This is a genomic window from Nannocystis punicea (assembly GCF_026965555.1).
GTDB classification, from domain to species: Bacteria; Myxococcota_A; Polyangia; order Nannocystales; family Nannocystaceae; genus Nannocystis; species Nannocystis punicea.
Window position 1 is genome coordinate 3,273,762 of sequence record NZ_CP114040.1, and the last position, 24,821, is coordinate 3,298,582.

20 protein-coding genes are annotated in these 24,821 nt (G+C 73.5%); 11 read left to right on the forward strand and 9 right to left on the reverse strand.

Features of this window, described 5'->3' with window-relative positions:
• Positions 1-78: 78 nt before the first annotated feature.
• From O0S08_RS12480 to O0S08_RS12490, 3 genes are read right to left on the reverse strand one after another with little or no spacing between them, the layout of a single operon-like run.
• Complete coding sequence (locus O0S08_RS12480; RefSeq protein WP_269039320.1) at positions 79-498, reverse strand: hypothetical protein; 420 nt, start codon at positions 496-498, stop codon at positions 79-81.
• Entirely contained in the window at positions 498-1,292 is a 795-nt protein-coding gene (locus O0S08_RS12485; protein WP_269039321.1) for a hypothetical protein, read from the reverse strand. Before O0S08_RS12485 ends, O0S08_RS12480 begins: the two co-directional genes overlap by 1 nt.
• Before the next feature lie 32 nt (positions 1,293-1,324).
• On the reverse strand, positions 1,325-2,512 hold the full coding sequence (locus tag O0S08_RS12490) for a hypothetical protein (RefSeq protein ID WP_269039322.1): 1,188 nt from the start codon (positions 2,510-2,512) through the stop codon (positions 1,325-1,327).
• Positions 2,513-3,074: 562 nt separating this feature from the next.
• On the opposite strand from O0S08_RS12490, the gene O0S08_RS12495 reads away from it, so the two are divergent.
• The 3 genes from O0S08_RS12495 (at position 3,075) to O0S08_RS12505 (ending at position 5,430) form a co-directional block, all read left to right on the forward strand.
• A complete protein-coding gene (locus O0S08_RS12495; RefSeq protein WP_269039323.1) occupies positions 3,075-3,644 on the forward strand; it encodes a hypothetical protein in 570 nt (189 codons plus the stop codon).
• A 96-nt stretch (positions 3,645-3,740) separates the two neighbouring features.
• Complete coding sequence (locus tag O0S08_RS12500; protein WP_269039324.1) at positions 3,741-4,412, forward strand: TetR/AcrR family transcriptional regulator; 672 nt, start codon at positions 3,741-3,743, stop codon at positions 4,410-4,412.
• A 19-nt stretch (positions 4,413-4,431) separates the two neighbouring features.
• A complete protein-coding gene (locus tag O0S08_RS12505) occupies positions 4,432-5,430 on the forward strand; it encodes a VOC family protein (RefSeq protein ID WP_269039325.1) in 999 nt (332 codons plus the stop codon).
• A gap of 200 nt (positions 5,431-5,630) precedes the next feature.
• On the opposite strand, the gene O0S08_RS12510 is transcribed toward O0S08_RS12505, so the two are convergent.
• From O0S08_RS12510 to O0S08_RS12520, 3 genes are read right to left on the reverse strand one after another with little or no spacing between them, the layout of a single operon-like run.
• Positions 5,631-5,879 carry a hypothetical protein gene (locus O0S08_RS12510; RefSeq protein ID WP_269039326.1) on the reverse strand — a complete coding sequence of 83 codons (249 nt, stop codon included), beginning with the start codon at positions 5,877-5,879 and terminating at the stop codon, positions 5,631-5,633.
• Positions 5,876-6,592: a hypothetical protein gene (locus tag O0S08_RS12515; protein WP_269039327.1), complete on the reverse strand. Its 717-nt coding sequence runs from the start codon at positions 6,590-6,592 to the stop codon at positions 5,876-5,878. The genes O0S08_RS12510 and O0S08_RS12515 overlap by 4 nt, the downstream gene beginning before the upstream one ends.
• Positions 6,582-8,369: a CFI-box-CTERM domain-containing protein gene (locus tag O0S08_RS12520; RefSeq protein ID WP_269039328.1), complete on the reverse strand. Its 1,788-nt coding sequence runs from the start codon at positions 8,367-8,369 to the stop codon at positions 6,582-6,584. The genes O0S08_RS12515 and O0S08_RS12520 overlap by 11 nt, the downstream gene beginning before the upstream one ends.
• A 230-nt stretch (positions 8,370-8,599) precedes the next feature.
• On the opposite strand from O0S08_RS12520, the gene O0S08_RS12525 reads away from it, so the two are divergent.
• The 6 genes from O0S08_RS12525 (at position 8,600) to O0S08_RS12550 (ending at position 18,369) form a co-directional block, all read left to right on the forward strand.
• Complete coding sequence (locus tag O0S08_RS12525; protein WP_269039329.1) at positions 8,600-10,120, forward strand: hypothetical protein; 1,521 nt, start codon at positions 8,600-8,602, stop codon at positions 10,118-10,120.
• Positions 10,121-10,416: 296 nt separating this feature from the next.
• A complete protein-coding gene (locus O0S08_RS12530; protein WP_269039330.1) occupies positions 10,417-11,391 on the forward strand; it encodes an expansin EXLX1 family cellulose-binding protein in 975 nt (324 codons plus the stop codon).
• A gap of 155 nt (positions 11,392-11,546) precedes the next feature.
• Positions 11,547-12,182 carry an RNA polymerase sigma factor gene (locus O0S08_RS12535; RefSeq protein WP_269039331.1) on the forward strand — a complete coding sequence of 212 codons (636 nt, stop codon included), beginning with the start codon at positions 11,547-11,549 and terminating at the stop codon, positions 12,180-12,182.
• 44 nt (positions 12,183-12,226) lie between these two features.
• Positions 12,227-15,601 (forward strand): serine/threonine-protein kinase, encoded by a 3,375-nt coding sequence (locus tag O0S08_RS12540; protein WP_269039332.1) that lies wholly within the window; start codon positions 12,227-12,229, stop codon positions 15,599-15,601.
• A 78-nt stretch (positions 15,602-15,679) separates the two neighbouring features.
• Positions 15,680-17,002, forward strand: a complete 1,323-nt coding sequence (locus O0S08_RS12545) for a hypothetical protein (RefSeq protein ID WP_269039333.1) — start codon at positions 15,680-15,682, stop codon at positions 17,000-17,002.
• Between the two features lie 29 nt (positions 17,003-17,031).
• Positions 17,032-18,369, forward strand: a complete 1,338-nt coding sequence (locus O0S08_RS12550) for an outer membrane protein assembly factor BamB family protein (protein ID WP_269039334.1) — start codon at positions 17,032-17,034, stop codon at positions 18,367-18,369.
• 132 nt (positions 18,370-18,501) lie between these two features.
• On the opposite strand, the gene O0S08_RS12555 is transcribed toward O0S08_RS12550, so the two are convergent.
• Entirely contained in the window at positions 18,502-19,641 is a 1,140-nt protein-coding gene (locus O0S08_RS12555) for an endonuclease/exonuclease/phosphatase family protein (protein ID WP_269039335.1), read from the reverse strand.
• A gap of 150 nt (positions 19,642-19,791) precedes the next feature.
• On the opposite strand from O0S08_RS12555, the gene O0S08_RS12560 reads away from it, so the two are divergent.
• Positions 19,792-20,985 carry a hypothetical protein gene (locus O0S08_RS12560; protein ID WP_269039336.1) on the forward strand — a complete coding sequence of 398 codons (1,194 nt, stop codon included), beginning with the start codon at positions 19,792-19,794 and terminating at the stop codon, positions 20,983-20,985.
• A gap of 3 nt (positions 20,986-20,988) precedes the next feature.
• Here O0S08_RS12560 and O0S08_RS12565 read toward each other — a convergent pair whose 3' ends face one another.
• Positions 20,989-22,743 carry a sensor histidine kinase gene (locus O0S08_RS12565; protein WP_269039337.1) on the reverse strand — a complete coding sequence of 585 codons (1,755 nt, stop codon included), beginning with the start codon at positions 22,741-22,743 and terminating at the stop codon, positions 20,989-20,991.
• Positions 22,744-22,926: 183 nt separating this feature from the next.
• On the reverse strand, positions 22,927-23,550 hold the full coding sequence (locus O0S08_RS12570) for a hypothetical protein (protein ID WP_269039339.1): 624 nt from the start codon (positions 23,548-23,550) through the stop codon (positions 22,927-22,929).
• Positions 23,551-23,692: 142 nt separating this feature from the next.
• Here O0S08_RS12570 and O0S08_RS12575 point away from each other — a divergent pair, with 142 nt between their 5' ends.
• Complete coding sequence (locus O0S08_RS12575; protein ID WP_269039340.1) at positions 23,693-24,655, forward strand: diacylglycerol kinase family protein; 963 nt, start codon at positions 23,693-23,695, stop codon at positions 24,653-24,655.
• The last annotated feature ends 166 nt before the right edge of the window (positions 24,656-24,821 follow it).

Below are 24,821 nucleotides of genomic sequence, written 5' to 3' on the forward strand. Positions count from 1 at the left end.
CGCAGAGGGTACGCGCGCCGTCTCAACGCGCCGAGGTCGGCGCCTGCGGACGGCCGCGGGAACGACCTGTCCCTTGGGTCATCCCCATCGATCCATGGCGCGGGCGATCTCAAGCGCCGTGTCGGCGCCCTCGTGCGTTCGAGCGGCGCCGCGCAACAATAGCGCGACCAGCAGGGGGTGCTCGACCGCAGGCAAGGCGGCCGGACCCACCAGGAAATAGGTGAGGGTGCGGACGATGAACGCGAGCCCGCCGCTGCGCTCGCGCTCGGCACGATCGGCCAGCGCCTCGAGGCCGCGCAGCGCCCGGTCCCGCAGGTCCGCGAGGTCGCGGCCGGCGAAGGCCTCGCGGCCCGGCGGCCACGGACCGTCGTATCCGCCCGTGCCGACGCAATCCGCGAGCTCGGGGAAGAAGGCGAGCTCGGGCACTGCGCGCAGCAGGAACTCCACGTCCTCGTCGTCGGCCGGCGGAGGCGAGCCGGGGTGCAGCGCGGGGTGCATCAGAACAGGGTGCAGGGGATCGGCAGGAACGGGTTGAAGTTGCTGAACGGCGTGCTGTTCATATAATTGTAGTAGTTGGTCTGGTTCTTGACCCACGCGTCGGCGATCGGCGCCAGCGGCAGGCCGGCGAGGTCGGTGACCTGGGACAGGCCGCCGCCGGCGTAGTGGAGGTGCAGCACGAAGTCGATCACCGGGTCCTCCGGCGAATTGAGGATGTCGCACAGCGACGGCTGGATCGGGGCGGTCAGCGACAGGATGACCTGGGTCGCGTCGCTGTAGTGATTGAACACATCGGCGATCTGCAGCGGCGGCGACGGCTGATAATAGCACCCGCCGTAATAGCAGTAGTAGGGCTGCGGATCGTAGTAGCAGCCGGGCGGGGGCGGCGGGCAGTACTCGACGAAATTGTAGTACCGCGGGTCGCGCAAATAGGTGCCGGGCTGGCCGCCGTAGGTGCCGAAGTAGCCGCGCGCGAGGCTGAGGCGGAAGCGCTTGGGGTTGACCGTGTCGACCGGCGCGATCGCCTCGGTGAAGCTCAGCTGCAGCGTGAATTGATCGATCATCGTCACGCCCGCGAGGGCCGGCGGGGTGATGTCGCCGGGCGGGGGCGGGGGCGGCGGCGGGAAGCCGGTGGTCGGATCGGGCGGGTCCGAGGTGGTGTCGGTGTCGCTCGAGTCGGTGTCGGTCTCGGTGCCGGTCTCGGTGTCACCGGGCGCGTCGGGGCAGGCGCCGAGGATCAGCGCGCCGCTGGCGATGGCGGCGTGGACCAGTCGGCTGAAGCGTAGGCCAAGCATGGGCCCAGCGTACGCCCGACCTTTCGGACAGGTCAACGTTGCCGCGCGTGCAGCCGCTGGTGGGCGGCGTCGAGGGCTCTGGAGCCGAGGCCGAGCAGGTTCATGTCGTCGGCGTCGAGGCCGAGCTTGCGGCCGAGCTGGAGGTTGTACTGGTGGACCGCGAGGTCCCACAGGCCGACCTGCGCCGCCGAGGCGACGCCGCGCAGGCGCTTCCGCTCGAGCTCGAGCTCGAACTGGAGCTGCAGGCGGGCCCCGAGGTGCGAAAACGCGGCGGCGATCCGCTGGATCGCCGAGCGCCGATCGCCGGCCGGCGGCGAGACGCGGAAGCCGGCCAGGTCGAGGTCGACGCGCAGCCGCAGCGGGTCGCCGTCCGGCTCGACGCAGGTGACGCCGATGTCGACGCTGCCGTCGCGCAGCCATCGGCCGACGGCGCCGAGTCCGACCACCCCCTGCGGCGCGAGCGGGACGTCGCGCACCGTCCAGCTGCCCGGCTCGGCGAGGAAGGCGTTGCCGCGGGCGCGGCCGCGGGCGCGGGCGTGACACAGGACGTCGACGAGCGCGTACTCGCTGCGCAGCGGGGTGATCTCGAGGTGCTCCAGCGCCAGCGGCAGGACGCGCGTGGTCGCGGCTCCGGCCAGGTCCTCGAAGTCGACGGCGAGGTCGTCGACGACCAGCCGCTCGATCACGAAGCCGCGACCGCCCGGCTGGCCGACGCCGAGCGCCCGGTTGCGAACGATCGCACCGCGCACCCCGTGCAATTGCAGCGCAGTGATCGGGACCTCGCGCTCGAACAATCGCAGCATCGCGATATCGATGTCGAGGCGGCCGATCGAGAGGGCGAGGTCGGCGCCGTTGCGGTGGCGGATCGCCACGCCCTCGAGGTGCACGTGGCCGGTGAAGATGTTGCCGCGCGCGCGCTCGAAGCACACGTCGACGCCGCTGGTCCGCTCGACCTGGTCGAGCAGCAGCCGCAGGCCGGGCTCGTAGAGGACCAAATCGACGAACACGAGGGTCGTCAGCACGAGGCCGAGGACGCCGGTCAACGTCCACACCGCGCGACGCCACCAGCGCAGCAGGCGGGTCGGCCGCTGGCGGCTGCGCCATAATACGAGGTAGCCGGCGCCCAGCAGGGCCGCGCCCACCAGCTCGAACAGCAGGGCCGCCGCCACCAGCAGCGGCACTGCCATGAGCTCGGCGACGACGATGAGCAGGGCTTCCACGCCCGTGGGATTCTCGCACCGGTCGCTGCCGCTGCAAACGCGGCCGGGTGGCCCCACGGGCGCGAAATGTGGGGGTCTGTGAACGTTGATCCGCGGACGAACCCCCGGGGCGACCGCTGACCACGTGCTCGGGCCTTCAGGTGCGGGCGCCGGCGCATGTCTCGAAGGACAGGTTGCGCGTGGCGGGCGCCGTGTGCCCCGCGACACCGCGAGGACAGGGTTTCGCGCCGCCCGGCGCCGCGGCAGCGGGCGACCCGCGGGGCGGGGCAGGGCCGGCCGGCGCGCCGGCGAGCCCCGCCGCGGGCGCCCGCGCGACCGCCCGCGTGAGGACCACCGCGAGGTCGCTCGGCGGATCGATCCCGTGCGCGGAAGGGGTCGAGGTCGCTCGCCGCGGGCCGAGGCGAGCCGAGTTAGGCTGTCCTTTCAGACATGTGAATGCGGCGGCCCGGCGGCCCTGGCGCGGAGGTGGGCGTATGGACAGAGATGTCCTCCTGGACATGTCCTCGGGGACTGGCAGCCCGCGGCGCTGGCGAGCGCGGGCGCGGCTGGCTATCGTCTCGGCATGACGCTTGACTTCAAATTTCCCGGCACGGCCCCGCTCCTCGCCCTCGTCGCAGCGCTGGCGGCGTGCGGGCCGAGCAAGTCCGATACGACCGACACGAGCACGACCGACGCGAGCACGACCTCGGAGCCGCCCGCCGGCACAGGCACCGACACCGACACGACCGGGACGACGACTGACCCGACCACGACCGACGCGACGCCGACGACGACCGCCGACGCGCCGACCCTGTGCGCCGACGCGAAGACGGAGGCCGAGTGCATGGCGGCGACCGAGATGGACGAGGAGCAGGGCCTCGCCTGCCGCTGGGCCGAGGTCCTCCGCTTCACGCCGACCGACGGGGCCGACGGCTGCGGCTTCGAACCGGCGGGCGGAGTGTGCGTGCTCGCCAGCTCCGAGGAGGGCGGGGCCGGTTGCGCGGGCTTCTGGCGCGAGGTCGGGCCGGGCCAGATCGACTTCGCCATGTGGGACTGCGGCACGCCGGAGCCCGACGAATGGCAGGGGTGCTTCGACGTCGAGATGGACAGCCCGGGCTCCGCGGCGTGCCTGTGCATGAACGGCGGCGGCTAGGGCGAGCAGCCCGTCGCGGCTCGGAGAGGCGCGCCGGGTCGCGCGATCCCGAGCCATGTTGACGATTTAGACCGGTGGTCTATACTACCGGTCTAAATGCCGCGAGAGCGCTTCTACAACCTGTCGCCCGAGGCGCGGGCGCGGCTGCTCGGCGTGGCGATGCGGGAGTTCGCCGAGCGCGGGCTCGAGGGCGCCTCGCTCAACGCGATCCTGGCGGCGGCCGGGCTGTCGAAGGGCGCCTACTATTATTATTTCGAGGACAAGGAGGACCTGTTCGTCACCGCGATCGCCGGCGCGCTCGACGAGGTGCTCGCGCGGCTGTCGCTGCCGGACTTCGAGCGGCTGAAGCCGGCGGAGTATTGGCCGGCGCTCGAGCGAGCGGTCGCCACCTGGTCCGAGCTGTTCGAGTCCTCGCGCGAGCTGCTGCGCGCCTCGCAGCAGCTGGACGCGGCCCGGCTGAACAGCCCGCGGTTCGCCGCCGTGCTCGACCGCGGGCGGGCGCTGTGGCGGCGGCTGATCGCCGCCGGCCAGCGGCTCGGCTGCGTGCGCACCGACGTGCCGCTCGAAGCGCTCGTGCGCATGGTCGAGGTCAACGATCACGCCCTCGACGAACAGTTCCGGGCCGAACACGGCGGGGGCTTCACCCGCCGCGACTTCGAGGCGCACGTGCGCCTGGTGTTCGACACGTTCAGGCGGCTGCTCGCCGTCGATGCCGCGGCGACACCGGCCGGCGGGCGAGCGGCGGCCAGGAAGAAGCGCGCGCGCTGAGCCGCGCGAGGAGGCAAGAATGGGAGTGGAGGCACATCGACAGGTCGCGGCGCGCCTGCACCACGTCGGGCTGGTCGTCCGCGAGATGGCGGCGGCGATGGCGGTCTACCGCCGCCTGGGCTTTCACCTGCCGGCGCCGTCGTGCGGGGCGATCGCGGGCCACGAGGGCGGTCCGGCGACGCCGTTCGGCGCGATCAACGTGCACGCCGAGTTCGCCCGCGACTTCGTCGAGCTGGTCGCGTGCGTCGACGGACCGGCCGACGCTCCGCCGGACGCGGTCCTCGTGCCGGTCGAGGTGCCGCGCGAGCACGTGGGCCGCTTCCGCGAGCTGGTCGCTCGCAGCGTGGGCACGCTCGCGTGGTGCCTGCAGCGATTCCAGGGGCTGCACATCCTCGCCCTGCAGGCGGCCGATCTCGAGGCAGTCGCTGCGCGCCTGGGCGACGCGGGTGTCGCTCACGGCGGCGTGCACGCGGCCCAGCGGCGGATCGAAGGCGACCCCGATCCGGTGGCCGTGCCGATCCGCTTCCTCGAGCTCGAGAGCGCCGAGGCGGGGCCGGGTCGGATGCCGGAGGGGCGCGTGGCGATCGTCAGCGACCCGTCGAGCGAGCGACCCGACCGCGCGCGCCAGAGCCGGCACCCCAACGGCGCAGTCGCGCTCGTCGAGGCCATGCTGTGCGTCGCCGACACGGCGCTGCCCGCGGCGGCGCGGCAGTGGGCGACGATTCTCGGGCTGCCGGCGCGCGCGGCCGGGGCGACCGTGGTGTTCGAGCTCGAGGATGCGCGGCTGGTCGTCGCGCCGGCGTCCGCGCTCGCCGAGCTGCTGCCGGGAGAGCGACCGCCCGCGCTGCCGGCGTTCGTCGCCTACGCGGTCGCCGTCGGCGACGTCGCCGCGGCGCGCGAGCTGGTGGCGCGGAGCGGCTTCCCGGTGCGGACGACCGCCGCCGGTGAGCCGTTCGTCCCGGCCGAGGCGGCCCTCGGCGCCGCGGTGATCTTCCGCGCGACCGGCGACGGCGCGTGAGGCCTCCGCGGACGGTGGCTCGCCGTCGCTGCGCGAGCGGACCAGGAGCTCAGGTGCGTCCCGGACGTCATGAGACGCCGACGGCCCTCGACATCCATCGCTCGCTGGGCGAACGGCGCTGCGCGCCGGAGATCGCCTGTCCTTCGGAGCATGTCACTCGAGACGCCGGGAGATCGTGGCGCCGAGAGCGGTCGGCTCGCTCAGCCTTCGGTGCCGGTCGTGTCGTCGCCCGTGGTGGTGTCAGGCTCGTACGACGGGCAGGCGTCGGGGTCGGGCTGGGTCTTCACGCAGCCGTTGCCGTCGGCGACGCAGGGCGAGCACCAGGGGCGCTCGGGGCTGTTGTCGGCGCACCAGGCGTCGCTGTGGACGTCCTTGTGGACGCAGTGGTCGGGGTTGGGGATCCGGCACGCGCCCGCAGCCAAGGCGAGGATGAGAAGGACATGTCTCATGGGACAGCGGCGTGCAGGCGCTGGGCCAGGCGACCGGCCTTGCGCGCCGCCAGGAGGGTGAGGAGCCAGGTGGCGGCCAGGCCGGCGCCGACGGCCAGGAAGGCGGCGCCCGCAGGCCGGTAGGTGACGAGCGAGGTCGGGTCCGCGGGGTCGACTGCGAGCGGTCGGGCCACGAAGGCGACGCCGGTGATGACGGCGCCGAGGCCGAGCCCGCCGGCCACGCCGCCGAGGATCACCAGGCGACGACACGCGGCCGAGCCGTGACACCAGGGCCCGCCCGGGGCCGGGGCCGGCCCCTCCATGCCGGCAGCGACCGGGACGGGCGGGCTGGCCGGGGCGACGTGTTCGGTGGGCCTGTCCGAAGGGACAGGCGCGGAGGCGGGGCCGGGCATGCCGGGGGTGGCGAGGCCCGGCGAGGTCGCGGTCGGCGTGCGCGCGGCCGGACCGACGGGCGCGGCGGGACCGGCCGCGCCGTTGGTCGAGGCGGCGCCGTTGGTCGGGCTCGCGGGTGCGGCGTCCGTCTGGGCCGGGACCGGGCCGCGGGGCGAGGTCGCGCCGCTGGTCGCGGGCAGCGGTCCGGAAGGTGTCTCCGGGGACATGTCGATTGCGACAGGTTCCCAGGGGCCTGGCGCCGGGGACATGTTCTCGGGGGCAGCCGGGGCGGCGGCCAGGGCGAGCGCGGCGAGGGCCGCGGCGAGGGGGCTAGCCGCCATGACCGGGCTGCGCGCGGGTGGCCAGGTTCGCGGCGTCGGCGACCGGCTGGAGGACGACGCGGGCGAGGCCGCGGAGCAGCGGCTCGTGCTGGATGACGCGGGCCAGCGGCGGGCTGTAGGCGTAGTAGAAGCGCACGAGGTCGACGCCGGTCGCGGTGGTCTTGAGGTAGAGGTCGCGGAACGAGCGCAGCGCCGCGACCTGGGCGGCCCACGGCGCGCCCCAGGCGGCGGTGGCGACGAAGCAGAAGCTGTCGACGGTCTGGAACTGCTGCGCCTCGGTGGTGATCGCGGCGCCGACGATCGGGCTGCGGTTGGTGCACTTGTCCTCGTACACGACCGCGAACTGGTAGGTGTAGTCGCCCCACAGCTCGCCGATCTCGAGGGTCACGAGGCCGGTGGTGGCCGCGAGCTCGGCGGCGCTGAAGGTCTTGAGGAAGGCGGCGCCGAGCAGCTCGTCGGTGAGCGGCTTCTCGCCGGTGATGTGATAGACGTGGATCTTCGTCAGCTCGAAGTCGGGGTCGCTCTGCTCCGGCATGCGGAAGCTGACCTGCACGCGGTCGAACGACATGCCGGCGAGCGCGAGGTCGTCGATCGGGACGAGCGGCCGCAGCTGGCTGCACTGGCCCCACCCGCCGCTGCCGTCGCCGCCGGTGTCGTCGCCGCTGGTGCCGGGCTCGCCGGTGGCGCCGTTGCTGTCGGAGTCGCTGCCGGCGCTGGGGTCGTCGCCGGTGTCGTCGCCGCCGTCTCCGGTGGTCCCGCCGCCCTCCTTGCCGTACGAGAACACGCCCCAGCGGAACGTGTCGCCGTTCTTGGTCATGACCCGCAGGCGGTCGGCGCCGCTGCCGTTGCTCTCGCTGAGCTTGCCGTCGCGCGGGTGCAGCGAGCCGGTGGCGCCGTTCCAATCGCCGTAGCCGAGGTACTCGGTGGTGCCGACGAAGGCCCGCTCGCGCGGGTCGAAGGCGACCTTGTAGATCACCGAGGGCTGGCCGAGGAACTCGATGCCGTAGGCCTCCAGGCGCGGGTCGACGAAGTGGTCGTCCTCGCGGTCGTAGTCGAAGTTGGCGTTCTCGTCGCGCTCGAGGTTGACCTCGACGTAGGCGGTCAGCGGGCCCTTGGCCAGCACCTCGGGCGCCAGCAGGACGGTCGTGAACTCGGCCATGTCGCCGACCGGCGTGGCGGCGGTGACGGCGTCGAGGTCGTTGATCTCGGCGTACTGCTTGGCGTCGTCGGAGTCGACGCCGCCCTCGAACTCGACGAGGTCGTTGCGCGGCGGGTAAAACGCCTGGTTGCCCTTGGGGTCGAAGCGGCCCTTGTCGGACTGGAACACCTTCGGCGACGGGCAGGTCTTGGTGTCGACCGAGATGGTCTCGTGCTCGGAGGCGGTCAGCGGCCGGCAGTAGTAGTTCTCGGCCGAGCTGCTGTTCTCGTGCCAGCCGAGCGACTCGAAGTCGGCCGGGTTGTCGTCGAGGAAGATGATCCGCGGGTACTTCTTGCCGCGCCGGTGAGCCCACACCGGCAGCACCGACTGCCGCGGCCCGTACGGCGCGCGCCAGCTCGACACGAAGTTCCACACGCCCGGCCGGTTGCCGATGCCGTACTTGCCGGTGGCCTGTGTGACGAGGACGTCTTGCACAAAGTTGCCGTCCTGGTCCTCGAGCCAGATCGCCATCTGTACGTCCGGCACCGGGGTGTAGTGGAACTCGACGAGGATCGGCTCCTCGGCGGCCGCCTCGCGCGCCGGGGCCATGATCCCGGCCAACACGACGACGGCGCTCACGACAGTCCAGGGATGTAAGCCAGGCACGGCGGCAGCATATCACGGCGACCTACCGGCCCCTCCGCCGGCGCCTGGAGCCGCGCGAGGGTCCCGCGAGGGCCGGGAGGGGTCGTTCGCGCGCTGTGCGCGGGTCGCCGCCTGCGCCGCATTCGGGCCGATAACTGGCGGTCCGGGCGCGAGTGCGCCAGATCACCGCTGCATGCGCGGACGGACCGTAGAGTAAGATCGTCGTGGCCCTCAGCTCCTCTCATCGCCCCGGTCGCCGCCAGGTCGTGCGCCGCCGCGTCACGGCCCGCGGGTCGGGTACGCGGGTGATGGGGGCGATCCTGGTCGGCGTGGCGACGCTGACCTGCGGGCCGCGGCCAGGCACCGAGGCCGCAGTGCCGGCGCTCGGGAGCCAGAGCCAGCTGCCCGGCGGGCCGCCGCCGCCCCGCGTCGGGCTCGGTCTGCCGAGTTTGGTGGTCTCCTGGTCGCCGCCGACGCTGACTGCCGGCGACGCCGAGGCGCTGGCAGAGGCGCTGACGGCCTCGCCCGCGGTCGAGGTGCTGCTCGGCCCCGGCCTGGCCGGCTGGGACGCGCGCGTCGGCCCGGCGCTGCAGGCCCTGAGTCCGCCGCTGCGGATCACCAGCGTGCGCCAGGCCGAGCAGGCGGCGATCGTCACCCGGCCCGACGCCCTGACGGCCCCGCGCGAGCCCGGCGGCGGCCGCCCGCGCTACCGGGCCGACGGCATCCAGCTGCAAGAGACATGGCTCAGAAGACATGACCCGAGCGCCAGGTCGATCGTCAGCGTCGACGCGTCGACGATCGACCTGTCGGCCTGGAAGGCGCTGCCCGCCGCGCGCGTGGGCGGCTGCGAGCCGGCGATCCGCGCCCTGGCGGAGGGCCAGGAGCAGGGCCTGGCCCAGCTCGAGGGCTTCCTCAACCACGCCGACGCGCTGCTGTGGCGGTTCTACAGCGCCGAGCTGGCGGCGTTCGTGCCGGAGATCCACGCCGAGCTGCGCGCCTTCGCCGGCGACGAGGTCCCGACCGAACCTGACGCGAAGGCCAGGTACGAGTGCGGCCGGGCCTACTGGGAGCACGTGCAGCCGTACGCGGCCTGCACGTCGGCCGACCGCTGCGCGGTGGCGCCGCGCCTGGTGCTGTCGGCCGGCGGGGCCCGGGTGGCCGCGACCGAGCCGCCGCTGGCGCTGTCCGACCGCTGTCCGATGCTGGTCGGCCGCGACTACCCCGGCGAGCTGCGCCAGCTCGGCCTCGACGCCGCCGAGGCCGCGACCGCGGCGCTCGACCGCGACTGGTCGACCCTGGCCGACCGCCTCGGCGCGGTGGCCGAGGTGCATGCTGTCCTCGAGGACATCTGCACGCCCCGCCGCTGGCGCTTCACCGCGGCCGACCTGGTCGAGGCCCGCGGCCGCCTGGCCCGCGTCGGCGACCTGCTCGCCAGCTCCGAGCTGGCCCAGCCGCAGGCGGCCTGGCGCGTCGAGACGTCCGACCTGTTCGTGCCCGGCGCCGGGCCGATGCGCCAGCTGGCCCGCTTCGACCCCGGGCCGGCCGCCGTCAACAACACGATCGGCGCCGAGGCCAGGGCGCTGCGCGAGTTCGTGCTGTCCCGCGCGCAATGTCGTGCAGGACATGACCCAAGGCCCATGTCCGTGCTGGTCGCCGACGCGGAGTCCGGCCGCGCCCGCTTCTTCGGCTACCTCTACGCCGAGGAGCTGGTGTGCGGCGACCTGCCGCCGCTCGGGCGCGAGTGAGGCGCGAGCTCTACGCCGAGGAGCTGGTGTGCGGCGACCTGCCGCCGCTCGGGCGCGAGTGAGGCGCGAGCTGCCGCGGCTCGAGCCCGTGAGGCGCGAGCCGCGACACCGCGCGAGCGGGAGCCGGGGCGAGCAGACGGCGCTCGAAGGCGAGTAAGCGCGCGAGCCTCGAGGACGCGCAAGGCCGAGTCGCCGCTCGGACGCGAGGGTGCGTGCGAGTCCCTGTCGCGCGCGGACCTCGGGGGCGAGCCCGCCCGCCATTGACACGCCCCGCGAGCTGCGGCCATGTCTTGCGGATGCGCGGGCGACGGTTCGAGTGGGCGGCGATCTTCCTGTACACGGCGTGCCCTGGCGACGGCGGCGACACCGAGGCGTCGACCGGTGGGGTGGCCTCGACGACGGCGACCGAGGAGGCGACCGTCGCCGGCCCGACCGGTAGCCCCGGCAGCGACGGCACGGCCGGGCCGAGCAGCGGCGACGAGCCGACGAGCGCGGGCCCGACGAGCGGCGAGACGGCGACGACGAGCGGCGGACCGACGAGCACGAGCGAGACGAGCACGAGCGAGACGAGCACCGGCGCGACCAGCACGACCGCGAGCGAGACGACCGCGAGCGAGACGACCGGTCCGGGCACGAGCGAGACCACCGGCGGCGGCCAGGCCTGCGAGAGCCAGGACCACGAGGGCAAGGCGACCTACTACGCGGCCGACGGCAGCGGCAACTGCAGCTTCGACGCGAACCCGGGCGACGACATGGTCGCGGCGATGAACACGCCCGATTACATGGCCTCGGCGGTGTGCGGGGCGTGCGTGCAGATCGACGGGCCCGACGGCCAGATCGTGGTGCGGATCGTCGACCGCTGCCCCGAGTGCGAGTCGGGTCACATCGACCTCGACGAGGACGCCTTCCCGATGATCGCCGACAAGGACCTCGGCGTCGTGCCGATCACCTGGCGCTACGTGTCCTGCGAGCTCGACGGGCCGATCGTCTACCGCTTCAAGGAAGGCAGCAGCCAGTGGTGGACGGCCGTGCAGATCCGCAACCACCGCAACGCGATCGCCAAGCTCGAGTTTAAAAATGAGGACGACGCCTGGCAGGACGTCGCTCGCCTTGACTACAACTACTTCGTCGCGGAGGAGGGGATGGGGCCGGGGCCCTACTCGTTCCGCGTGACCGACGTCCACGGCAACGTGCTCGCGGACGAGGGCGTCCCGCTCGTCGAGGCCGGCGAGTCGCCCGGCGCGGGGCAGTTCCCGGCCTGCGCGCCGTAGGTGTTTTAATGGGCATGCTCTTGGAGACATGCTTTGAAGAGCATGGCCTATCGGGCATGTCTGCGAGGACACGTCGATCCTCGCCCGGCTCGCGGGTGCGCCCGTGAGCGAGGCGCGCGCTTGACCGGCCGGGGCGGGCTTGTGAAGCTCCAGAGATGGACGACGACGCGCTCTTGACCGCCTGGCGAGCCGGACGGCGCGAGGCCGGGCACGCGCTGATCGAGCGCCACTACGCGGCGGTGTTCCGGTTCTTCTACGGCAAGGCGCCGCTGCCGGCGTGCGAGGACCTGGCCCAAAAGACCTTCGAGACGCTGTGCCGGCGGCCGGAGGGGTTCCGCGGCGAGGGCTCGTTCCGCGCCTATCTGCTCGGCGTGGCCCGCTTCGTGCTGATCGGCTGGAGCCGCCGCGAGCGCCGCTTCGACGCGGTCGACGACAGCGCGCTGCCGGCCGAGGGCCCGTCGCCCAGCGGGACGATGGCCGAGCAGGAGACGCTGCGCCTGGTCGCCACGGCGCTGCGCGGGCTCGACCTCGACGATCAGATCCTCATCGAGCTCAAGGACTGGGAGGGGCTGTCGCAGGCCGAGCTCGCGGGGCTGTTCCAGCTGCCGCAGCCGACGGTGGCGCGCCGCCTGCAACGCGCCCGCGCCCGCCTGCGCGCCGCCGTCGACGCCCTGGCCGCGGGCACGACCCACGCGCCGGCGCTGCGCGACCTCGACAGCTGCCTCGCCAGCATCCGCGCCGACATCGAGGCCCGCTTCGGCCGCGTGCGCGGCGCGGTCGAGGGCGCTTGAAAAAAGAATCGTCGAGCGGGGATCACGCGCCGCGGTGGCGGCACATGAACAGCGAGGCCCCACCCGACGTGCCCGCGCTCGCCCTCCACCCCGATCCCGCGCCGTCCGCAGCCATCCGCGGCGCACGAGCGCGGCTGCTCGCGCGCCTCGACCGCCTGCACGACGAACCGGCGGAGGACCAGGACGGGCCGGGAGACGGCGAGCGCTACGCGATCGGCGAGGTGTTCGCGGTCGGGGGGCTGGGCGTGATCCGCCGCGCCTACGATCGCCGGCTCGGGCGCGTGGTCGCGGTCAAGATGCTGCGCCGCCGCGATCCCGCGGCGGCGGGGCGCTTCGCGCTCGAGGCCCGCCTGACCGCGCGCCTGCAGCACCCGGGGATCGTGCCGCTGCACGACATCGGCCGCTTCGCCGACGGCGAGCCCTACTACTGCATGAAGCTGGTCGACGGCGAGTCGCTGGAGCGGGTGATCGCCGGCGAGCCGACGCTGCGCGGGAGGATCGGCCTGGTCCCGCACGTGCTCGCGGCCGCCGACGCGATCGCCTACGCGCACCAGCACGGGGTGCTCCACCGCGACATCAAGCCCGGCAACATCCTGGTCGGTCCCCACGGCGAGACGGTGGTGATCGACTGGGGCCTGGCGAAGGACACGACGGGGATCCTGGCGGACGAGCTCGCGGCCGAGGAACCGGACGGGGCGCCGCTCGAGGCCACCGGCGAGGGCGCGATCGTCGGCACGCTGCGCTACATGCCGCCGGAGCAGGCCCGCGGCGCGGCGATCGACGCTCGCAGCGACGTCTACGCCCTCGGCGCGGTGCTGTTCCACGTGCTGGCCGGCCGTCCGCCGCACGCGCAGCTCGAGCGAGCGCAGTTGCTCGAGCGCCTGTGCGCCGGCGAGGCGGAGGACCTGCGCCCGCTGGTGCCCGAAGCGCCGCGCGAGCTGGTGGCGATCGCACAAAAGGCCATGTCCCCGCGGCCAGGCGAGCGCTATGCGAGCGCCGCGGCGCTGGCCGACGATCTGCGGCGATTCGCGGCCGGGCGGCTGGTCGACGCGCACCGCTATCAACCGGGCGAGCTGCTGCGGCTGTGGCTCCGGCGTCACCGCGTGGCCGTGGCCGCGATCGGCGCGGCGCTGGTGGCCGCGGCGGCGGCTTCGATGGTGTACCTCCGCCGGGTCGAGGCGGCCCGCGCCCGCGCAGAGGCGGCCGAGGCCGAGGCGCTGCGGCGGGCCAACGACGCGGTGCTGGCCCAGGCGCGCGGCGCCCTCGACGACGACCCGGCCGAGGCGCTGCGCCTGTTGCGGCAGGTCGACCTGAGCGATCCGCTCGACCTCCGGCGCGCGCGCCTGATCGCGGTCGCGGCGGCCGCTCGCGGGGCGCCGGAGCGGGTGCTGCGCGGGCACACGCGGCCGATCGAATACCTCGCGCCGCTGACCGACGGCGGGCTGGTGAGCATCGACGGCGGCGGGGCGGTGTGGCGCTGGAACTCGAGGACAGGTCGCGGAGAACAGGTGATCGACCTGAAGGCGCCGTTCGGCACGGTCGTCGCCGCCGCCGAGGCGCCGGTGTGGGCCGCCCTCGCGGGGTCGCATGGGGTCGTCTTCCGCGGCGAGGAGGCGCCCGAGTCGATCGATCTGTCGACCCTGCCGATCGGCGCCGGACAGACCATGTCGCACCGCTGGGAAATGTCGCGCGGCGGCGAGACGCTGGCGGCCCTGCGCGTGATGGGGATTGCATGGCTCGAGCCGGCGGACGCCTACACCTGGGACCTCTCGGTGCGCCCGGCGAAGGCGTCGGCGCCGCCGTTCGGCAGCTCGCAGCGGGCCGTGATGAGCCCCGACGGCCAGTCGATCGCCCTCGGCGGCGCGCAGCAGCAGGCGCTGCTGGTGAAGGGCGGGGACGTCACGCCGTTGCCCGCGCTCAGGTTCCCCAGCGCGTTCTCGCCGAGCGGTCTGTACCTGGTCGAGGTCGGGACGTCGCTGTCGCTGCGAGACGGCACGACGCGGCCGTTCGCCGGCAGAGCGCTGACGATCACGCCCGACGACCAGGTGCTGGTCCGCCGCCGCAACGCGCATCACCCGCCCGGGAGCGACGACCCGCAGCTGGCCCTCCTCGACCTCGAGTCCGGAGCACAGCGGTGGCAGCGGGACCTGTACCCCTCGCCGGAGGAACTGCGCGGGTTCGCCAGCCTCGACGGCGGCTTCGCGGCCGCCGACGCCGGCGATCGCTTCGCGGTTCGATACGACGGGCGCTGGACGATATGGTCGACCGCGGTCGGGCGGATCGTGCGGGCGCTCGCGGTCGGCAGGAACGAGCGCGGGGCGTTCACGAGCGACGGGCGGTTCGTCAGCACGCACGGCCGTGACCTGTGGCTGTGGTCGGCGGAGGCGCTTCCGGATGTCCCGAAGGACAGGTTCTTCACGGCCGCGCCGGAGGCCGGCTACGCGCTGGTGCTCGGCCTCGATCGCCGCGGGGCGCCGGAGCTCCTGCGCCCCTGCGACGGGCGCCGGCGCCGGGTGATGTGCCCGTTGCAGATCGATCTGGCGCCGGCCCACGGCCGCCCGGTGCGGCAGGCGGTCGACGGTCACGGCCGCGTGCTGATCGCCGGCGTCCGTCACGGGGCGTGTCTGGTCGACGCCGACGGCCGGACCTGGGTGATCGCGGCGGACGAAGCAGTCGCGGCGGTCGCCCTGGCCGAGTCCGGGGATCTGTACGCGGTCGGTCTGGCCGACGGGGCCGTCCTCGCCTTCTCCGGGGCCGGCTCCGCGACGCGCTGGCAGCTCGACGCCGAGGTCGTGGGCCTGTGGGCCACGCCCGCGGGCACGGACCTGATCGCGCACACGAGGTCGGACGCGGTGTTCGGCCTGCGCGTCGGCGAGGTCGAGCCGGCCCTGCTCGGCGGCGTGCGCGGGGGGCGGAGCGCGGCGCCGGTCGTCGCGACCGAGCGGCGCGGAGGCCGGGCCGCGATCGCGCTGTCCGGCACCGACACGCTGGTTTTCTACGCCGACGGCGTGGCGGCGCGCCGGTCGCTGCTGCTGGAATCCGCGCCCCGGATGGCCTTCAGCCCGAGCGGCGAGGTCCTGGCGATCTCCCTCGCAGGCCGCTCTGTGCTCGTGCTCGCGGGTGCAGACGATCCGGGCCGCGAAGTTCCGCTGCCGGAGGCGATCGATCAGCTCGAGTTCGTCGCCGAGGACGAGCTGGCGATCGCCGGTCGCGACGACTCGCTGCTCCGGCTCGACCTCGTGCTCGGCGAGGCGATCGTGCTGCAGCGTGAGCACAGCGTGAAGCCGCTCGGACTCGGCCTGCTGGCGCCGACCCGGGGCGACGCGCCGGCGGCCGTCCGCGTGCCGGCGGGCGACGCGGAACATGTTCCAAGGGACAGGTATGGCCTGACCCGGTGGTTGTCCGCTCGTACCGAGTGAGCGGTCGATCGGCATGAGAGCTCCGGCGTCGCGAGGCGGCGCGCGGAATGGGTGTTCTTCATCGGAGGTGGAGAGATCATGAGATGCGTTCATGGGCGCGTAGTCTGGCTTTTTGCCGCCCTCGGGTGCCCGGGGCCGGACACTGCCACGCCGGTCACCGAAGCCACCGGCGCTTCGGAGTCGACGACGTCGGCGGAGTCGACCACGGCCGAGCCGACCGGGACGACCCCGGAGCCGGTGCCGACCGGCGATGCGCCGGCCTCCTGCGGCGACGGGGCGGTCGACGGCGACGAGAGCTGCGACGACGGCAACACCGTCGACGGCGACGGCTGCAACCGGGACTGTGAGCCGTCGGCGCGGCTGTTGTGGGAGCGGCTGTCGGGCGCGCCGCAGTCCGACTGGTATCACGACATGGTGCTCGGCCCGGACCAGACGCTCCTGGTCGGCGGGACGATCGCCAACGCGCGCGACAATCAGGACCGCCTGCTGTCGCGCCACGACCTGGCGGGCGAGCCGCTGTGGGCGCGCAGCTATGACGCGGGCGCGCAGTTCGAGCGGGTGCTGGCGGTGGGGCGGCACGAGGCCGCCGTCTACGCCGCGGGCGCGAAGTACTCGCTCGCCGACGGCTACGACCTGTGGATCGCCCGCCACGACCTGGCCGGCGAGGTCGTGTGGGAGGACCACCTCGGGTCCGGCTTCGGCCACGACTTCGCCACCGGGCTGTCGCTGACGGGCGAGGGCGAGGTGCTGGTCGCGGGCGTCGTCGGCACTGCCGACGGCGCCGCCATGTGGACGCGGCGCTACGGGCCCGACGGCGCGGTGCAGTGGACGCAGAGCGTGCCGGTGCTGCCGAGCGCGGTCTTCTACCTCGGGCCCGACGTCGAGGTGGCCGGCGAGCGGGTGCTGGTCGGCTTCACCGCGTGGTCGAACGATTACAACGAGGTGCTCGCGGCCTATCCGCCAGGCGGTGGGGCGCCGTTGTGGCAGCGCGACTGGGCCAGCGGCGGGCTGATCTACGGGCTCGCGGCGGCCGGCGAGAGCATCTTCGTCACGGGCCAGCGGTACCCGGAGAGCTTCTTCGTCCGCCGGCTCTCGGCCGAGGGCGAGTCGCAGTGGGTGTCGACCGAGTGCATCGGCTCGGCCGGCCGCGCGGTCGCGGTCGACGGCCAGGGCGACGTGGTGGCGATCGGCCTCGGCGCCGGCAGCGACGGCGCCAACGCGCGGCTGTGCAAGTTCACCGGCGACGGCCAGCTGCGGTGGGGCAAGGACCTCGGCAGCGGGCTCGGCGACGACTTCGGGGAGGCGGTGGTGATCCTCCCGGACGGCCGGATCGTGGTGGCCGGCTCGCAGGCGGTCGGACCCGACGACTTCGACGGCTGGCTGGCGATGTTCGCGCCCTGATGTTTGGTGTGTAGGAAAGGACAGGTTGTATGCGACATGCTGTGAAGGACATGTTTTTGGGGACACTTTTGGTCGCGGCTTGCACGATCCGCTTCCCGGACGGCGACACCGACGCGCCGCCGGACGAGACGGGCGCGCCGGCGACGACCGGGGCGACGACGACGACGGGCGACGCGCCGACGACCGGGGTCCCGACGACCGGGACCTCGACGACGGACACGAGCACGACGGGTGTCGACGAGACGACGGCGGGGGCCTCGTGCGGCGACGGCGTGGTCGACGTCGACGAGTTCTGCGACGACGGCAACACGGCCGACGGCGACGGCTGCAACGCCGACTGCCGGCCGTCGGCGGAGCTGTTGTGGGAGTTCCGCTCGGAGATCTTCATCACCGACCACTTCCGCGACGTGGCGGTGGCCCCCGACGGGACCATCGTCGCGGGCGGCCTCTGGCTGGGCGAGGGCGCGTGGCTGACGCGGTTCACCGCCGAGGGCGAGGGCATGTGGTCGAAGACGTTCCAGAAGAGCCAGTTCGACACGATCCAGGGGGTGGCGGTCGGCGAGGCGACGATCGACGTGGTCGGCGCCACTCTCGGCCCGGACCAGCGAGACGCCTGGATCGCCCACCTCGACGGCGACGGCGAGATCCTGTGGGAGGAGACGGTCAGCTCGGGCCTCGGCGACGACTTCGCGAAGAAGGTCGCGCGCACGCCCGAGGGCGACCTGGTGCTGAGCGGGGTGCGCAGCGTCGAGGGCGGCCTGGCGGAGCTGTGGGTGCGGCGGTACGCGCCGGACGGGGCGGTGCAGTGGACGCACGCGCGGCCGATGGACAGCGAGCCGCTGTACGAGCTCGGACCGGCGCTGGTCGTCGCGGCCGATCAGGTCGTGGTCGGCTTCCGCACGCCGCCGCCGGCGCCGTCGGGGGAGCTGCTGTTCGCGCTGCAGCCGGACACCGGCGCGGAGCTGTGGTCGCAAGCGGTGCCGATGAGCGTGGACGTGGTCCGCGGGCTGGCGCGGGCGAGTGACGGCGACATCCTGACTGCGTCGTTCGAGACGCTGGTCCGCCGCCTGTCGAGCGCGGGCGAGAGCGAGTGGTCGCGCACGCAGTGCATGGCCGAGGGCCGCAGCAGCGACGTGGCGGTGGACGCCCAGGGCGACGTGATCGTGGTCGGATCGAGCTTCGGCAACGCGCAAATTTGCAAGTTCACGGCCGCCGGCGAGCTGCGGTGGGAGCGGCTCGTCGCCGGCGGCGGCAGCGGCGGCTTCGGCCTGGCCGTGGCGCTGACGGCCGACGACCGCATCGTCGTCGCCGGCGAGACGGGCAACGGCGACACTCCGGACGCGTGGCTGGCGATGTTCAGCCCGTAGCGCGCGGACGAATCACCGTCTGTCCGAAGGGACATGCGATGACGCGCCGGTTCGTTGCGATCGGGGACGTTCAGGCCGCCGTGGCAGGGCGAATCATCGCATGTCCGGAGGGACATGCGATGATTCACCGCCTCACTCGAGCGCGACGGTGGCCCAGATCGGCGCGTGGTCGGACAGGTCGGGGCAGTCGGCCAGGCTGCACAGGCCCGGGGCGGAGGTGAAGGGGCCCGAGCTGAACAGGAGGTCGAGGACCAGGCCCGGGTGGTGCGTGACCCGCTGCGATCCGGGCAGCGAGCGATGGGCGTCGAGCCAGCCGCGGTCCAGCAGCGGTCTCGTGGTCTCCTCGCTCCGGGAGGCGCCGAGGTCGAGGAAGTAGAGCGCGGCGTTCATGTCGCCGCCGAGGACGACGCGGTGCGGCTGCCGCAGGCCGTGCTCGGCGAGCTCGATCGCCTGGGCGGCACGATAGGCGCCGTCGCCCGCGCCGGACTCGAAGTGCAGGCTGTAGACGCCGAGGCGACGTGTCCCGACGGCCAGGTCGGCCTTGAGGAACATGCGCCCGCCGAGGCGCGGCTCGTCGCTGTCGTACCAGGACTTGTGGACCGCGTGGCGCACCAGCTCGACGGCGCCGATCGGGTAGCGCGACAGGATCGCGTTGCCGTGCTCGCAGGTGTCGACGATCGTGCCGCCCGGGCCGCCCTGGCGCGGCAGCTCGACGAACTCGACGCCGAACACGAAGTTCATCCGCAGCGCCGCGGCCAGCTCCCAGGCGATCGCGCGGCCTCCGGTGCGGCTGCAGCCGCGGTCGAGCTCGGAGAGGAGCAGGACGTCGGCGGCAGGCAGCTCGTCGCCGGCGGTGAGCGCCGCGATCTGGTCGTCGATCTTCAGGCCGCGCTCGAGGTTCCACGCCAGCACCACGAGCTCGTCCCTGGGCGCGACGGCCGGCGGCGCGAAGCTGCCGCCCTCGAGCGCGCAGTGGAGGAAGACCTTGTCGGGCGCGCCTGCCGGATCGGCCGCCTCGGCGCACAGGCGCGCGCCGAGGTCAGGCGGGCCGGGAGCGTAGGGGAACTCGACGAAGGGATCGACGGAGCTCGCGGTCCGCGGTGGCTCCGGGGCGCGGGTCGGTCGGGCGCGAGTCGGCGCTGCGGGCGGATCGCGGGGGATCGCCGGGAGGTCCGCCGGCGGAGTGTCGGCCGTGCGCGCGGCGTCGCTGCCGGACGGCGCGTCGCAGGCGGCGAGGACGAGCCACGCGAGGCGAGCGCGAAGGGCCGGCATCACCGCGAGGGTACGTGCTCTGCGCTGCGTGCGGGTAGAATTCTCCGCGGCTCGCCGACGGCGCGGCGTCGTCGTGGCCACCGAGGGTCGCACGGCCGAGCCCGGCGCCCGCCGCTCGCGCGCGCGGCTGGGGCGGTTTATCCTGCGCCGATGATGCGCCCTACCTTGCTGGTGTCTCTCGTGTGTGTCGCCGCGTGCGGTGACAGCGTGCAATCCACGGCCACGGCCGCGAGCGAAGCGTCGACGGCGACGGACACGTCCGACGGCACGTCCCCGACCTCCACGCCGACGACGACCACGTCGCCGACGTCGACGACGACCGCGACCGAGGGCGGGCAGACCGACAGCGACACCGGGACGACGATCGAGCCGACGACGTCGACGACGACCGAGGACTCGACGACGACCACCACCACGAGCGAGACGACGTCGACGACGACCTCGACCACCGACCCGATCGACACGACGTCGACGACGACCTCGACCTCGACCACGCAGGCCGAGACGACCACGACGACCGACACCGGCGAGACCACCGACGAGCCGCCGCCGGCGTGCGAGTGCCCGGACATCGAGGTGCCGCTCGACGACGGGATCTTCGTGCTCTCGGGCGATGCCGAGCTGTGGAAGTACTTCCCGGAGTCGAACTCGTTCACGATGCTGGGCGGGCTCAACTGCGGCGGCCTGGTGAGCACGTTCTCGATGGCGGTCGATCGCCAGGGCTTCGCGTGGGTCCAGTTCGTCGGCGGCGAGCTGCGCAAGGTCGACGTGACGAACGTGTCGAACTGCGAGGACCCGGGCTTCTCGCCGGGCCAGCTCGGGGTCAACAACTTCGGCATGGCGTTCGTGTCGAACAGCCAGTTCGACCAGTGCGACCGGATCTACGGCAACACGTACAGCGGCTTCGGGCCGTTCAGCGAGGGCCCGAACATCGGCGACTTCCTCAGCATCGACCCCGACTCGCTGCAGCTGAGCAAGCTCGGCAAGACCAACTTCGACGGCGCCGAGCTGACCGGCACCGGCGACGGGCGGGCGTTCGAGTTCGGCGGGACCGGGCCGGCCAAGCTGGTCGAGGTCGACAAGGCCAGCGGCGCGGCGCTCGAGGTGCTGCCGCTCGGCGGGCTCGAGATCAACAACGGCGCGTTCGCGTTCGCCTTCTTCGCCGGCGACTTCTACTTCTTCACCGACAGCGACAACGACTTCTTCGCCAGCGAGGTCACCCGCCTCGACTACGACGACAGCGACATGAACGGGATCCAGGACCTCGAGCTGCTGACGAGCGACGCGCCGCTGCTGATCGTCGGCGCCGGGGTGTCGACGTGCGCGCCGGTGGCCCCGATGTGACGATCACCCGGGCGGCGGCGCGGCGACCGGCGCGGCCGGCAGCTCGACGGTGAAGGTGGCGCCCTCGCCCGGGCGGCTGTCGGCGCGGATCGTGCCGTGGTGCGCGTCGACGATCTTGGCGGTGATGTGCAGGCCGAGGCCGAGGCCGCCGAAGTGGTTGAGGGAGACCGCGCGCTGGTAGCGGTCGAACACGCTCTGCAGCCGCTCGACCGGGATGCCGATGCCGTGGTCGACGACGACCAGGCGGGCGGCGCCGTCGCGCCGCAGGACGCGGACCTCGACCGGCGCGCCCTTGCCGAACTTCATGGCGTTGGCCAGGAGGTTGGAGACGACGACCTCGAGGCCGGTCTCGTCGCCGTCGATCTCGACGGGGTCGTCGGCGTGCAGCTGCAGCTCGCAGCCGGCCCGCGCGAACAGGTCGGCGAAGTCGACGGCGACGTCGCGGACCAGCGCGGCGAGGTCGAGCCGGGCGAACCGCAGCGGCAGCCCGCCGTCGCAGTGCTTCGCGGTCATGACGATCAGCTCGGTGAGCCGGGACAGTCGGGTGGCCTGGCGATCGATGGTGTCGACCGCGCGCTGGAGCGCGGGCGGGCCCGGCGGCTGGGCCTTGCGCAGCAGCTCGACCGCGAGCTGCAGCGAGGTGAGCGGGGTCCGCAGCTCGTGGCCGGCGAGGTTCAGGAAGTCGTCGCGCGCGCCGATGGCCGCCTGCGCCTGCGCGTAGAGGCGGGCGTTCTCCAGCAAGGTGCCGACCTGCTGCGCGTAGGCCTCGGCGAACCGCAGGTCCTCGCGGTCGTAGTGGCGGTTGCGGGTGGCGAAGGTGAGCACGCCGGTGACCTCGTCGCGGACGCGCAGCAGCACCGAGAGCACGCTGCGGACCCTCAGGGTGGTGAGCAGCTCGATGTGGCCGTCGGGCAGGTCGGCCTCGCGCAGGGTCGCCTCGTCGGCCACGGGCATGAGCAAGGACTGGCGCTCGCGCAGGGCCTGCATGCCGAGCCCCGGTCCGTCGATGTCGGCGCCGTACCGTCCGGTCAGCTGGTCGAGGATCCGCTGGCCGGCGGGCTCGACGTGGGCGGCGGCGATCCGCCAGGCGCGCCGGCCGTCGTAGCCGATCAATGTACATATGTCCCCGAGGACAGGGATGCCGCGGCGCACGACGATCTCGCCGGCGCGCGCGGGATCGAGGGTGTCCGCGAGGGCGCTGGCGGCCTGGGCGAGGAAGGCGGCCTTGCGCTCGGACTGCTCGGCGTGGTCGCGCGCGCGCGCCTCGAGCAGGCGCGCGAGGGTATGGCTCAGGGTCAGCGCCAGCTCGATGTCGTGCGGCGTCCACTCGCGCGGCTCGCCGACGGCCTCGTGGCAGAGGATGCCGGCGAGGCGGCCCTGGGCGAACACGGGGACGTCGAGCATCCCGCAGATCGCGTGGGTGTCGAAGTAGGCGGTCAGGGCGCCCAGGCGCGGGTCCTCGCGGACGTCGCGGATCGCCAGCACGTTGACGCTGCGGATCTGCTCGAAGTACTCGGGGGCGCTGCCCTCGGTGACGACGAGGCCGCGCTCGAGCAGGCGCTTGCTATGTACATAGCCGAGCTCGCAGGCGATCGCGGCCGGGTCGTCGTGGAAGCTCCAGTAGCTGGCGCGCTCGACCGCGATGAGGTCGCAGCAGATCTCCAGCACCTGCTGCAGCGCGCCGGACCAGTCGGACTTGCCCATCACGCCGAGTCGCAGCAAGGTGGCGACGACCGAGTCGGTGGGGGTGTGCGACATCGCTGGGAGGATGCCGTCCATCGCGCATGCAACAAGTCGGCGCCGGTCGTGCGGCCGACGCACACGTTGCGCGCGTCGATTCGGCCGCTCGCGCCCCAGCCGCCTCGGCGATTCGCTGACCCTGGAGTGTCGGGGAGATTCGCGGTGCGCAACGAGCGCTATCGCGCGCCGCGACCGACCCGCTCACTCGGCGGTCTTGATGATCGTCTCCGCCAGCGCAGTGAGGCCGCGCCGGGCGACCGTGACGACCTTCGGCGAGCGGCGATCGGTGTAGAGCTGCGAGACCTTGTGGTCGAGCAAGGTGGCGCCCCAGACGACGATCCGGTCGGCCCACGCGAGGTCGTGCGCGGCGTCGTGGGCGGTGCGGCGGGCGGTGCCGTCGACGAGCCGCAGATCGATGCGCCCGCCGACCAGCGCCCGCAGCTCGTGGTGCAGCGGCGGCGAGCCGCCGACGACGACCAGGCGATGCCAGTCGCGCCGGGCCATGGCGGCGAGCGCCCGCTCCCACGCGCTGCGGTTGGTCGAGCCGCCGCAGAACTCGCACAGGCGGGCCGCCGGGGCGTCGAGGTCGACGACGATCCGACCGTCGGCCACCGCGGCGGCGCGACAGTGGGCGCGCGAGCAGGTGCGCACGAACTGCTCGGCGATGACCTCCTCGACGCGCGGTCGCTTGCCGGCGGCCAGGTTGCGCTTGCCCGGGCGCGTGAGCCCTGCGCCCTCCAGCGCGGCGCGGCCCAGATCGCGCGCCTCGCCGCCGCGGAGACCGAGCTCGGCCAGGAGCGCGTCGATTTCGAGGTCGCCGCTCACGCCGGGAAGAGTGGCACACTCCCGGGATGAACACCGCACGCCGGCGGACGCCGCGGCCCGGGCTCCATCGCCTCGACTGTTACGATTGGCCGGCCGACCCGCGTGCGCGGGTCGCTCGCGCCGCCGGGCTCAGGAGGAAGTGGTGAAGCCGCGCGCCGCGCTGGTGTGGAACCCGGTCGCCGGCCTCGCCCGCGACGACCTGCCGGCGGTCGTCGCCGCGCTGGAGCAGACGTACGCGCTCGAGGTGTTCGAGACCAGCCCGGAGCGCGACGCCGACGCGTGCGCCACTGCAGCGCTGGCGACCAAGCCGGCGCTGGTGATCGCGGCCGGCGGCGACGGCACCGTGTCGCTGGTGGCGTCGCGCCTGATCGGCGGCGAGGTGCCGCTGGCAGTGATCCCGCGCGGCACCGCCAACAGCTTCGCGCGCGCCCTGGCGATCCCGCTCGACCTCGCGGGGGCGCTGGCGAACGCCTGCAGCGGCAAGCCGCACGCGATCGACACCGCCCGCGCGGCCGGTCGCACGGCGCTGCTGTTCGCGTCGGTCGGCTTCCACGCCGACGCGATCGGCGAGACGTCGCGCGAGGCGAAGAACCGCTGGGGCCTGATCGCCTATATCGTCACCGGGCTGCAGCGGCTGTCCGAGCTGACGCCGTTCGCGGTCGAGCTCGAGACCGAGAGCGAGATCATCCGCTGCAAGGTGACCAACGTGGCGGTCGCCAACCTGGCGCCGCTGCACACCCTGTTCGCGCAGGGGCCGACGGCCGTGTGCGGCGACGACGGCAAGCTCGACGTCACCCTGATCGCGGTCCAGGGCCTCGGCGCAGGCATCGGCGCGGCGCTGCACCTGTACCGCTCCGGCCTCAACCAGAACCCCGCGAGCCGCGACGACATCGGCTTCCTGCCGGTGACCCGGGTGACGATCCGCGCCGACCCGCCGCAGCGCGTGCTGGTCGACGGCGAAGACGTCGGCGAGACGCCCGTGACGGTCGAGTGCGTGCCCCTGAGCCTGCGGGTGCTGGTCCCGGAGGCCCCGCCCGCCGAGGGCTGCGATCAGCGCAAGCTCGAGGGGCTGCCCGAGCTCGAGGTCGAGCCGAAGCCCGGGTGAACGAGCGCACTTTTCATGAGTCGTTCGAGACATGCCCGATCAGGCATGTCTGGATGGGCATGTCTCTAACGACATGTTCAAACGAGAATGTCCGAGCAGACAGCCGAGGGGGGCGGCGAGGGCGCGGTTGCGCGCGTTCGCGCGCGGTGACGGGCGGGCGCGGGCG